This window comes from Acinetobacter sp. YH01009, assembly GCF_013420765.1.
In the GTDB taxonomy this organism is placed as follows: Bacteria; Pseudomonadota; Gammaproteobacteria; order Pseudomonadales; family Moraxellaceae; genus Acinetobacter; species Acinetobacter amyesii.
In genome coordinates, this window is sequence record NZ_VOYE01000002.1 from 174457 (window position 1) to 186322 (window position 11866).

General features: G+C 40.3%; 12 protein-coding genes. 2 read left to right on the plus strand and 10 right to left on the minus strand.

Annotated features, from left to right (window positions below; genetic code table 11):
• Positions 1 to 23: 23 nt before the first annotated feature.
• Positions 24 to 275: an RNA-binding protein gene (locus tag FTT76_RS03630; RefSeq protein ID WP_078189697.1), complete on the minus strand. Its 252-nt coding sequence runs from the start codon at positions 273 to 275 to the stop codon at positions 24 to 26.
• A gap of 86 nt (positions 276 to 361) precedes the next feature.
• Positions 362 to 2350, minus strand: coding sequence for an ATP-dependent helicase (locus FTT76_RS03635; protein WP_180048842.1), 1989 nt, complete (start codon positions 2348 to 2350; stop codon positions 362 to 364).
• Between the two features lie 185 nt (positions 2351 to 2535).
• Between FTT76_RS03635 and FTT76_RS03640 the strand changes: the two genes are divergently transcribed.
• Positions 2536 to 2832, plus strand: a complete 297-nt coding sequence (locus FTT76_RS03640) for a hypothetical protein (protein WP_180062924.1) — start codon at positions 2536 to 2538, stop codon at positions 2830 to 2832.
• A gap of 65 nt (positions 2833 to 2897) precedes the next feature.
• Here the strand turns inward: FTT76_RS03640 and FTT76_RS03645 are convergent, their stop codons facing one another.
• The gene (locus FTT76_RS03645) at positions 2898 to 4028 is read right to left on the minus strand and encodes a glycerate kinase (protein ID WP_180109028.1); all 1131 of its coding nucleotides are present in this window, start codon (positions 4026 to 4028) and stop codon (positions 2898 to 2900) included.
• An 83-nt stretch (positions 4029 to 4111) separates the two neighbouring features.
• Here FTT76_RS03645 and FTT76_RS03650 point away from each other — a divergent pair, with 83 nt between their 5' ends.
• On the plus strand, positions 4112 to 4561 hold the full coding sequence (locus FTT76_RS03650; protein ID WP_180073302.1) for a carboxymuconolactone decarboxylase family protein: 450 nt from the start codon (positions 4112 to 4114) through the stop codon (positions 4559 to 4561).
• 77 nt (positions 4562 to 4638) lie between these two features.
• On the opposite strand, the gene FTT76_RS03655 is transcribed toward FTT76_RS03650, so the two are convergent.
• The 7 genes from FTT76_RS03655 to FTT76_RS03685 all read right to left on the minus strand — a co-directional run bounded on the left by FTT76_RS03655 (position 4639) and on the right by FTT76_RS03685 (position 11843).
• Positions 4639 to 5211 carry an HdeD family acid-resistance protein gene (locus FTT76_RS03655; RefSeq protein ID WP_078189701.1) on the minus strand — a complete coding sequence of 191 codons (573 nt, stop codon included), beginning with the start codon at positions 5209 to 5211 and terminating at the stop codon, positions 4639 to 4641.
• Between the two features lie 126 nt (positions 5212 to 5337).
• Positions 5338 to 6096, minus strand: coding sequence for a hypothetical protein (locus tag FTT76_RS03660; protein ID WP_180073303.1), 759 nt, complete (start codon positions 6094 to 6096; stop codon positions 5338 to 5340).
• 169 nt (positions 6097 to 6265) lie between these two features.
• Entirely contained in the window at positions 6266 to 8908 is a 2643-nt protein-coding gene (topA, locus tag FTT76_RS03665) for a type I DNA topoisomerase (RefSeq protein ID WP_078192741.1), read from the minus strand.
• 38 nt (positions 8909 to 8946) lie between these two features.
• Positions 8947 to 9396: an ammonium transporter gene (locus FTT76_RS03670; RefSeq protein ID WP_180073304.1), complete on the minus strand. Its 450-nt coding sequence runs from the start codon at positions 9394 to 9396 to the stop codon at positions 8947 to 8949.
• A gap of 61 nt (positions 9397 to 9457) precedes the next feature.
• On the minus strand, positions 9458 to 10438 hold the full coding sequence (locus tag FTT76_RS03675; protein WP_180190050.1) for a PIN domain-containing protein: 981 nt from the start codon (positions 10436 to 10438) through the stop codon (positions 9458 to 9460).
• A gap of 25 nt (positions 10439 to 10463) precedes the next feature.
• Positions 10464 to 11465 carry a hypothetical protein gene (locus tag FTT76_RS03680; RefSeq protein WP_180073310.1) on the minus strand — a complete coding sequence of 334 codons (1002 nt, stop codon included), beginning with the start codon at positions 11463 to 11465 and terminating at the stop codon, positions 10464 to 10466.
• Positions 11466 to 11597: 132 nt separating this feature from the next.
• Complete coding sequence (locus tag FTT76_RS03685) at positions 11598 to 11843, minus strand: SlyX family protein (RefSeq protein ID WP_180073311.1); 246 nt, start codon at positions 11841 to 11843, stop codon at positions 11598 to 11600.
• Positions 11844 to 11866 lie beyond the last annotated feature (23 nt).

An 11866-nucleotide genomic window follows, 5' to 3' on the forward strand; every position in this document is an offset into this window, starting at 1 on the left:
GAGCGTTACGCTCCTTTTTGAATTTATGCTTTAGGCTTATCTTCAGCCGCTTTTACGCGAATACCCGCACCTTTGACTTTCAAAGTATTCAGGCCTTTAATCGCTTTTACAGCTTCACGACCATTTGGCATTTCGACAAAACCAAACCCTTTCGATTTACCTGTGCTTGCATCCATAACAACAACAGCAGACTCTACTGCGCCAAATGGTTTAAACAGTTCAACCAATTCTGCTTCAGTAACTGAACGCTCTAAGTTACGTACTAAAATTTTCATTCAATCTTCCAAATAGACAGCATCATCAAAAAGCATTTGTCTATTTTGCTTTTTAACTTGCGTGTAAATCACGTCAAAAATCTATTTTAATCGAGATCGATACCAAAATCTAAATTAATCGATTTTCTTTCGATTAACGCACTTTTTACGGTTTGCTGACGGGTTTTATAGTGTGTTTCCAAACTACATAAATTTCGAGTTAAATCATTCATAAAGTAACTTTCTACTTTACGCCCTTGCTCATCGACAGTTTCACGCGCCCAGTGGTTCAAGTTTTGCTTAGTCAAAATCAGTTCATTTTGCGCACGTGTCAGCGCTACATATAACACGCGACGCTCTTCTTCCACTTCATCGAAATTGCCTTGGGCACGTGCATGCGGGTATTGCCCTGGCGTGACATTCGCCACATAACAGACTTTTTGCTCCGTTCCTTTTGCCGAATGAATGGTAATTAAAGTCACGACATCACTGTCAGATTGGCGTTCAATTTCAGAAATGGACACTGGATCAAGGACATATTCTTCTAAGAATTCACTCAACTGCGTATGTTTGGATGCCAGTTGTTTCACCAAATCAAAATCACCCTGACGGCGGTTCCAATCTTTTTTATAGTTTTCTTCTAGCTGCTCAGAAATCGCTTGAACAGCCAAGCTTACACATTCTTTGACCTGATCTTTCAACACCGACATTTGCTTCATCATCAGAATCGCTTGGTCAGGTACTTTGCCAAAATTTTCCAACTTGGTTGCAATGGCTTGCATTTCTGGCTCAAGTAAAATCTGCTGCGATAACTTACTCGCACCGACATCACCCACACCATTCCACAAGGTTAAAAAGCGCATCCACGCGATATCATCTAAAGGATTGGCCACTACACGCAGCACACTGAGCAAGTCTTTGACATGGGCTGTTTCAAGTAATTTCATTCCGCCAATAAAGCGATACGGCACGTTTGCGGCAATACAGGCTGCTTCAATATGACGAGCAGCAAAGCTTGAACGCACAAGCACCATATGATCCGACCATTTGCTGCCTTCGAGGTAATGACGTTCTTTGATGTCGATGGCAATCCATTTGGCTTCATCAAACTCATTCGGGAAAATATGCATTTTCGGCTTAATCCCTTCCCCACGATAAGCATCTAAGCGTTTGTCATATTTAATTTCGCTTTCATCCAACAACCAATTCGACAGATCTAAAATTTCTTGGGTTGAACGATAATTTTTTTCGAGTTTAAAAATCTGTGCGTCGGGTACACGCTCTTTGAAATGATGAATATTTTCAAAGTCTGCACCACGGAAGCCGTAAATGGACTGTGCATCATCGCCGACACAGAACAAGCTGGCACGGTCCTTTAGTGGCTCAAGTAACGCCCATTGCAGCGGATTGGTATCCTGCATTTCATCAACCAACATGTGGCGACAAATCGAAGCAACATAATCGACCAGTCCATCTGATTCTGCCAAGGCTTTCGCCACAATCGCCAAGATATCGTCATAATCTAAAAAACTACGCGCACGTTTACGGGCTTCGTATTCTTTCATGATATCCGCGATTTGATCTTTCAACGCAAAGTACTCTGGCATTTGCTTTTCCATGGCAATGCTAAGTTTTTGGCGCGTATTCCGCGCAAAGGAATACAGATCACAGAGTTCTTTCGGCTTGGGCAAGTGATTGGGGTTTTTCTTATCATCACGGCCACGAATCAGGCGGAACATCATGAGCTGATCATCACGATCAATAATCGAAAACTGTTCTAGACCAAAAGCTTTTGGAATGCGGCGCAATAGGTACATACAAAAGGTATGAAAGGTTGATGCACGTAGCCCTTTAGCTTGCTCACCCAGAGCCAACTCCACACGAGCGACAATTTCACTGGCCGCACGGCGAGTAAAAGTCAAAATTTGAATTTGATTAGCAGGCACGCCTTGATCAATTAAATAAGCTGCACGCGCCACGATGGTTTTGGTTTTACCACAACCTGCTCCTGCCAAAACCAAGCTATGCTGTGCTTCTGTTGTTGCGGCTTGTTTTTGTTGAGGATTTAATTCATCAATCAGGTTGGCTAAACTCATATGTACTCATCATTTCATGGATAGGTATAGTTTAGCAGATTGAAAAAAAATACATGCTAATGTAGGATCAAAATTACAACTAGAAAAAGATAAGTTTATGAAAAATTTTAAGCTAATTAGCCATTTCCTTCAGCCAGTTTTATTACTTTTAATATTTACAAATCATCCATCTTACGCAAAAAAAATTGACTCAAACTGAATTTGATCACTTGATAAGTAAAAATAATCAGAAAGGAATTCAACTCCATGATGATCTAGCTGTAGCTCTAATTTCTGGCAATCATAAGCTTATATCCGATAATTTATGTGCAACTTATAAAATGAGTAAAGCACAATATGAAATTGCTTCAGAGAATTCTGAATTATTAAAAGCGAAACGGGCAAAAGAAAATGCAATAGAAAATATAAAAAACATTGAAAATATAATTCCAAAAAATCAAAAACCAATGGAAAAATATTGCAAAGATTCTCAACCAAATTAATCATATTTTCTAACTATGATTATCTTAAAACTCGCTAAATGCATTCATAAATTTTACCTTGATTTTTATTTCAAACATCTCATCACATTTCGACAGCAATGTTCCAAATTTAGTTCCGCATTTTTTAATGCATCTTCCAACTTACAATCTGGTGGATTAATCCCAACAATCTGTGTGAAACCTAAATCATAGAGTTCTGCTATCCCCTCACCCACTAGACCAGTAAAGGCGATCACAGGTTTATTAAACTTTTTTGCAACTTGCGCCACACCAAATGGCGTTTTACCGAACTTAGTTTGATGATCAATTTTCCCTTCACCTGTCAGCACATAATCTGCCTGTGCTATTTTTTCATTCAACTGACATTGTTCAATGACCAATTCCACACCTGATTGCATCGATGCACCCGCAAAAGCCATCAACCCAAAACCTAATCCACCTGCAGCACCTGCACCTGCGACATCACGTAAAGTACAACCCAGTGTCGCTTCAACGACATTGGCATAATGATTGAGGTTCCGATCTAACTGACGCACCATCTCCTGCGTTGCTCCTTTTTGCGGGCCAAAAATATGGGATGCGCCATTTTCACCACATAATGGATTCATGACGTCGCTAGCAATGATGATCTCTGTGTGCGTTAAACGTGAGTCGAGCTGCGTCAAATCAAGACTGTTAATTTGATCCAGACAACCACCACAAACTGCTATTTCCAAGCCATTTTCATCTAAAAATTGTGCCCCCAAGGCCTGCGCCATACCTGCACCGCCATCATTGGTCACACTCCCGCCCAAGCCAATAATAATTTTACTTACTCCGAAGTCTAGAGCAGCCTGGATCATTTCGCCCGTACCATAAGTTGACGTCAGTAAAGGATTTCGCTGAGCAATATCGACAAGATGAATTCCATTGGCTTTTGCCATTTCAATCACCGCAGTTTTTCCACCGTCGATCAAACCGAAATACGTCGTCACAGCTTGATTGGGCAAAGGACCTGTAAGCGCTATCGTCACTTTTTGGCCGTCGCAAGCACTGAGTAACGCATCTACAGTTCCCTCACCACCATCTGCTATTGGCACAGCGATGACATTGGCGTCAGGTATGAGCTTTAAAATTGCACGCTGCATCGCGTCACAGGCTTGTTGAGCACTCATACTTTCTTTAAATGAATCTGGCGCAAGAACAAAAGTGGTCATCTAAATGCTCAAAATAAAATTTATCCTCAACCATAACGGTTTTAAAATAGCAGGTATATCTAAAAACATCAGAAAGGTTCGAAATGTCACGAATCAACCTAGGTCAGTCTGCACCTGAGCTATATAAAAAAGTTGCAGAACTTGATGCACTGGCAATGCAAAAAATAAATGAAGCTGGCCTAAGTGAAGGATTAGCTCATTTACTCAAATTACGTGCATCCCAAATCAACGAATGTGCCTTCTATATTCGTATGCATGCACACGATGCACTGAAAACAGGTGAAAGCATTGAACGTATTAGCCTACTGAATGCATGGCGTGAAACTGCGTACTACGATGAAAAAGAACGTGCAGCTTTGAGCTTGATCGAAGCGATCACGTTAATTGCTGAAGGCCAAGTTCCCGATGCAGTTTATGAAGATGCTTTGCCCTTTTTAACAGATGAACAAATCAGTGCGATTGAGTGGCTCGCGATTGTCATCAACACATGGAACCGAATTGCAATTAGTAGCCGCTATAGCGTTAAACCTTAACGGGTTGTACACATTAAAAGTGAATAAAAAAAGAGTACCTCAGCACTCTTTTTTTATTTATCGGAGACGCAAGCAACTTACTGCTCTGCTGAGCTTTTCGGCACTTCACGTCGAATATAAGAAGCCAAAGTAAGGTAGTTGACCCCTTGGAATAAAATATCAACCGCCAAGAATAATCCTAATACCCAAAATGGCGCATCAGGCGACATCAAAATGATCACACCCGTAATCAAGGTCAATAGACCTGAAAATAGCGTCCATCCCCAACCTTGAAATGCTCTAAATAGCACAGCATTAAAGATACGAATGACCCCTGCAATGATCAAGATAATCGCCAATAAATTGGTCAGGACAATGGCTGTTTTGACAGGCGTTGTAAATGCATAATAGCCTGCAACCAAATACAGCACACCAAATAGTGCCCAGAACCAGCGGTAACCGCCTTCAAAAATTTTAAATGCCGCGATGAAGTGAATTACGCCACCTAACATCATCAGCACACCAAAAATATAAATCACCGTAAGTGTCGCAAATGGCAAAGCTGCCAAAAGGACCAATCCGAAGACCACCAATAAAGCACCTAAACCGAGATACCACTTACGGTTTTCATGGAGCTGACTGCGAATTAAATCGTTGCCTACTGTTCTCATGTTTTTTCTCAAGTTATTCGTTATTCAATGGATTATGCAACTTCATGATGAAGAAAAATGAAAGAAAAGTCCAAATCTTATCCACACTCCTGACTTAGACTGTGGATAAGATAGGTTTTATCCACATTATTTTTTCCATCCCAGTTCAATCGCTGTGACGTCATTCACCACAGTATCAGCTAAATCTTCAGGCATTTTACTTTGCGTCTGTGAGGTAGGAATATGCCCTGCCATCAGTTCAGCTTTGCTTTGTGGAAACAAAGGCTGCCGCTCAGGTTCTGCATAACCGACAGGAAAAATCGGCTGACCTGTAGCCAAATCATACTTATCAGTTGCACCAAAAGCGTGTAATAACTCATGTGCTAAAACGATTTTATTCTGCGCTGTCTGTTTATTCGATGCAAATAAATTCACCGATCCAATTCGACCATTTTCCAAGGCTGTGGAATGTTTAAGTTCTTTGGTTTGGTTCGGATCGTAATAATTTAGAAAGAGCGTGACACTCGAAACCCCGTCTACATTTTCATGCTGTTGCCAAGCATAGTAGCGGAATTTCAAACTCCATAAGATAACATCCAACATACCGGCGTCATTGGGTACTTTGGGAGGTAAAACTTTCAGCTCACGACCTAACTTAAAATACAAATAAGTCGGTTGCCCTCGGTATTTCTGTGCTGTCGCTTGTAAATATTGTTGAACATCATTTAAATCATTGACAGAGAGCTGCTGTATATAAGCTTGAGTGCTCTCTCGACCATCGGCATTAATTGGATGTAACAATACAAAGATCGGTTTACTCCAGTCTTGGTTTTTGTCTTTATAGGCATTGACTGCGACCACTAGTAGAATCAGCAGTAAACACAGTACCCGAATTTTTTTCCACATTCCCCAAGATCTCAATTAATTTTTAGCATTTATTTTCAGAATTAAAACAGAACATTCTTAAAATGTCTTGGACAATTTAAAAGCTCAATCGATTACTTACTTTAAAAAATCCTTGATCAAAAGACATAAAAAATGCCGACCGAAGTCAGCATTTTATTGATTTTAAAGCTTAAGCCTCAACCCACTTACCATCTTGGTACACCAAAGACCATTTGGTTTGCTTGCCTTCAGCATTTTCAGAACCAATATATTGCGCTTGGTTTTTACGGCTGAATTTTACTAATGTTGGGTTTCCTTCAGGATCGACATCTGGTGCTTGTAAGATGAACTGATATTTCGCATCCAACTGATCTGCGACAGAACGTAGTTCAGCCACTTTAGGCGCACGAGTTTCACGTACTTTCGGGAACTTACTTGCAGCTAAGAATAAACCTGCTGCGCCATCACGAAGGACAAAGAAGTCATCATGTTTGGTTGAACGTAAATGTTCCATTTTAATTGGATCTACACGTGGAGGTGCAGGCTGACCACTCTTCAATACTTTACGTGTATTGTCACAGCTATTACATGCAAAGTAAGGACCGAAACGGCCTGTCTTCAATTGCATTTCGCCATCACATTTGTCACAAGGAATGGTTGGACCATCATAACCTTTGATTTTGAACTCACCTTCTTCAAGCTCAAAACCAGCACAGTCTGGGTTATTACCACAGATATGCAACTTACGCCCACCATCAATCACATAGCTATCCATGGCTGTTTCACAGATTGGACAGCGTTTTTTCGACATTAAATCTGCTGTTTCTGCCGAGTCATCATCAGACAGTGCAGCCAATGATTCTACAGGTGTCAGGTTTAAAGTTCCCTTACAACGCTCTTTTGGCGGTAAGTTATAACCTGAACAACCCAAGAACACGCCTGTAGTCCCTGTACGAATTTGCATCGGACGGTCACATTCTTTACAGTGCACAGCATCCACTTCTACAGGTAAATTACGGCGCATGCCATTTTCACCCTGAGCTGTGGTTAAGCGTGTTTTAAAATCACCGTAGAAGCTATTGAGTAACTCTTTCCAGTTACGATCACCATCCGCGACTTTATCCAACTGACCTTCTAAATCGGCGGTAAAGGCATAGTTCATCAAGTTATTAAAGTTTTCATCGAGACGGTCTGTCACGATTTCACCCATTTTCTCGGCGAACAAACGACGGTTATCGAGCTTCACATAACCACGGTCTTGAATGGTTGAGATAATCGCAGCATACGTCGATGGACGACCAATCCCTTTTTTCTCAAGCTCTTTGACCAATGATGCTTCAGTGAAGCGCGCAGGTGGTTTAGTAAAGTGCTGCGATGGATCTAATTTTTCAAGTTTCAGTACTTCACCGACTTTTACAGCAGGTAACAGTACATCATCATCCGATTTGTTTTGGCCACGCACTTTAGTGAAACCATCAAAGACCAATGTACGGCCTTTGGCTTTGAGTTCGACGCCATTGGCATTAACTAAAATCGTTGATGATAAATATTCTGCAGGGGTCATTTGACATGCAACGAACTGACGCCAGATCAGGTCATAAAGACGCTGTGCATCACGCTCTACACCCACCAAACTATCGCCTTTTAGCGCGACATTTGATGGACGAATCGCTTCATGGGCTTCTTGCGCACCAGCTTTATTGCCGTAGCGATTTGGTTTAGCCGGTAAATATTTTTGACCAAACTCAGTTTCAATATGACCACGAACCATATTTACAGCGTCATCACTCAAGAATGTTGAGTCTGTACGCATGTAGGTAATAAAGCCGGCTTCATATAACCGCTGTGCCAACATCATGGTTTTCTTCACAGAAAAACCTAAACGTGTACTTGCTGCTTGTTGCAATGTAGACGTGATGTAAGGCGCGCTTGGATTAACCTTGGTTGGTTTGTCTTCACGTGCTGAAACTGTGTAGTCGGCATCTTTAATCAGGTTCAGTAAAGCATCCGTTTCAGCTTTATTGTGCAGTTTTAAAGTCTTGCCATTTTGCTTCACCGCTTCTAAGCGGATATCGTCTTTCTTCGACTTGGTATCTGCAAAAACTTGCCAAAATTCTTCTGGAACGAAGGCACGAATTTCACGTTCACGCTCAACCACAAGTTTAACAGCCACAGATTGCACACGACCTGCCGATAAACCACGGGCGATTTTTTCCCATAAGAGTGGCGAGATCATAAAGCCCACAATACGGTCGAGGAAACGACGGGCTTGCTGAGCATTGACTTTATCTGTATCGAGGCGAGAAGGATGTTTAAACGCTTCTTGGATGGCATTTTTGGTAATTTCGTTGAACACCACGCGTTGATAACGTGAGTCATCACCGCCAATGACTTCTTTTAAATGCCAAGCAATCGCTTCTCCTTCCCTATCCATATCCGTTGCGAGATAGACCTCGTCAACTTGCGATGCAAGCTTTTTCAGTTCCGCAACAACATGTTCTTTGCCCGGTAGGACTTCGTACTGTGCCTTCCAGTCATTTTCAGGGTCTACACCCATACGATTAACCAAAGCTTTTTGTGCTTTTTTGGCTTTTTCAGCTTCAGTTAATTTTGCACGAGTTACTGGCTTTTTCTCTGCTGTTTTACTCGAGCCGCCTGTAGGTAAATCACGGACATGACCCACCGATGATTTCACGATGTAATCAGAGCCCAAATATTTATTGATTGTTTTCGCTTTTGCAGGCGATTCCACAATCACTAACGCACGCTTTTTCCCAGCATCGGCAGATTTTGCTGTGGTACTTTTAGATGTGGACCGAGGAGCGTTCGCCATAGTTAACCATCATTCCTGTTTAATAGGTTTTTTAAAATTTAAAGTTCAGCCAATGAATGTAAAAATGCTTTCATATCTTCAAGCTGTGTGGCTCTTAAGTCAGATTCTTCGTTCCAATAGAGTCCTACACAGTTTGCCTGCATATCAATAGCATAAATGCCCTTTAATGTAATGGCTAAATCCTTGAACTTGTCATCACCATGTACCAGTTCAAGTTTGTCATCGACTACTAAAGCACGCATTAAAGGCAAACGCGCATCTGGAATCAGCACACTGTAATACGCCACCATACTGGCACGTTTTTCAGATGCCATTGGAATCTTGGTCCAAGCAGGTGCAGCCACTAAACGTGGGTGCAGCCCCATCTTACGCGCCTTCTCGCGCATATTGCCCAAGGCTTTTTCTCTAGGATTTACTCGAAGTCCAAAAATCGACCCAAGTACAAAGACCACAATAAAAACGGTAACCCAGATTCCAGTATTTTCCATAGCACAACCTTTATATTCCTTTATTAGAGTTGCATAAGCGCAATATAAAACGCAAGCATGCTTAATGAATAATATTAGTTAGCAATATCGGGTTATAACTAACTTGCCGTTTACTATTAACCTCTATCAATCTATATTTCCTCAATAATTCTAATGAGTTAATAACATCATCTTCAGGCAAACATCTCTTTAAAATACTAGTAAAACCACTTAAAGATTTAGGAGGAGTATGGTTATTTACATCCATATGAGCGAGTAATTTATTTCTTATCTCAATCAATTTTTGCTCAATAGTTTCAGCAGTTTCAGCAGTTTCAGCAGTTTCAGCAGTTTCAGCAGTTTCAGCAGTTTCAGCAGTTTCAGCAGTTTCAGCAGTTTCAGCAGTTTCAGCAGTTTCAGCAGTTTGTTTATTTGATTTCAAAAACTTCTGCAAACTTGGATCTTGATAAAATATTTTACTATTATCCAAGCGGATAATTTTGTGTTTTTTTAATAACTCAACTAAAACCTTGGCAACATCATCACTCACTTTAAGTATAGCTTTAAGTGAGTTTAATAAACTTTCTAACTTTGCAGGTCTAGCTGCATTTTTTGTTAAATATTCACAATATTGAAAAATTAGCTCACCCACATTTTGCTCAGCTTTCACTTCGTTAATTACATGAACAGAAACTAGCGGCTTTTCATGAATAATTTTAGCTTCAAATTTAGCTATTTTTAATAAATCAACAACATACCCCATGGAATGATCATTAGACATAACATCAAAACTAAATTCCTTAGCCGAAACTTGTGTAGAAAGTTGGCCTGCAATAAATGTTAGTCCAAAATCAGCTGCATCCTTCCCAATCTTTGGCATTTTTAATACTTTTAGTTTGCCATTCATAATAAATGGAGAGAGCTTAACCAAACCATCCAAGCTAAAACTTATTGGAGACTTGGCGTAAACTAAATAAATAGATGAGTATTGCTTTAAATAAGTTAGCAACTCATTTTCAGTTTTATGCAAATTTTCAATATCAAGTAATAATATTTTTTTCATAGCTCACCCATTTAATTATTTTATATTAATTCAGGAACATCTCGTGGCTATACAGCACTTCGTGACCATTCCAATAGATATATCCTTTTTCGATCAACTCTTTAAGTAATAATCGAACGTCAGATTGTGGGAACATTTGCTCCAATAAATCACGTAAGGCATAGATATCTTTTGGTTTATCTGACTTTAATTCATGCAATTTTCGGATCACTTCCATTTGCACAGGATCAATCTTATTGAAATTTTTAAATAAGCCTTGCTGTGCAGCCTGAATCATCGACGCCGTATCATCAGTATTTGAGGTTTGATCTTCGAGTGAAGCAGTAAATGCATTCAGGTCTGTTTTTATCGGCAATGTTGTTTCAGCAGTCGTATTTAAATCTAGCTGCACCCATTGTTTGAGTACTTTTTTTCGAATCGAAATCTGCTCATCAAAGCGTTTGACGATTTTTAGATTGATCAACATACCGACCAAATGCTGAGCTTTTTCGCTAGAGACTTGCAAAATATTCATCAATGAGTTTTTCAGTTTATCCAAACTGTTGGGTTTGCCACTGAGTTTTTCCAGACCATCACAATAGTGTTTAATCAGTAATAAATCAGGTTTATTCCGAATGGTTTCTAGGTCAGGAATTTTATACTTCACTTTATGTGAAACTTCTTGTTCTGATTGAATTTGAATAAGATGTGCGCTGAGTCCAGTGCCGTTCAATTGTTCCATCAGTAATTCAATATCAGGCATTGCTGAAATCACTTCAATATGCGCATCTGGATCCATCAAGGCCATCAGTTGCCCCACAATCACCGCATATTCAAATTCTTTTTGCGGCGTTTCTGGAATATCCAAAACCACCAATTGACCACTCGCGATCCACCCTGCAATTTCAGTCAAATCTTCAAGTGCATATTCAAATTTTCCGCTGCAGCTAAACACATACAAAGTACTGTAATGTTCAATGATATTGCGCAATAGATTTGCTGTGGGCGGGTTATTTTCCAAATCTAGCAGGACAACTTTTTGACTCATGAGATGAAATAATGGGTTTCGATCAGCAGATGCGGTGCATTAGACCTGTCACGCTGCAAAAGGTCAAATAAATTTACACCAATCCACAGCTTTGGCGCTGATTCGTCATCTGCCTGTCATTCAAAATCGACATTAATAATGCGGTGGGCGGTTGGTCATCGGGTCAAATGCCGCAATACCTTCAGATAAATCTGCCGATTCAATACGACGATACAACATCTGCATTTGTTTCTTTAAATCAGCGATTTCGGCGTTTTGACGCGCAACTTGACCATTCAGTTGGTCAACTAAATCATCTAAAAATGCAATTCGGACTTGCAAATCTTCAATGGGTGCGGAAAATGACGCCTGTTCATCAAGATTTTGTTGTGTAGTCAATTTACACTCCTCATATAAGATTT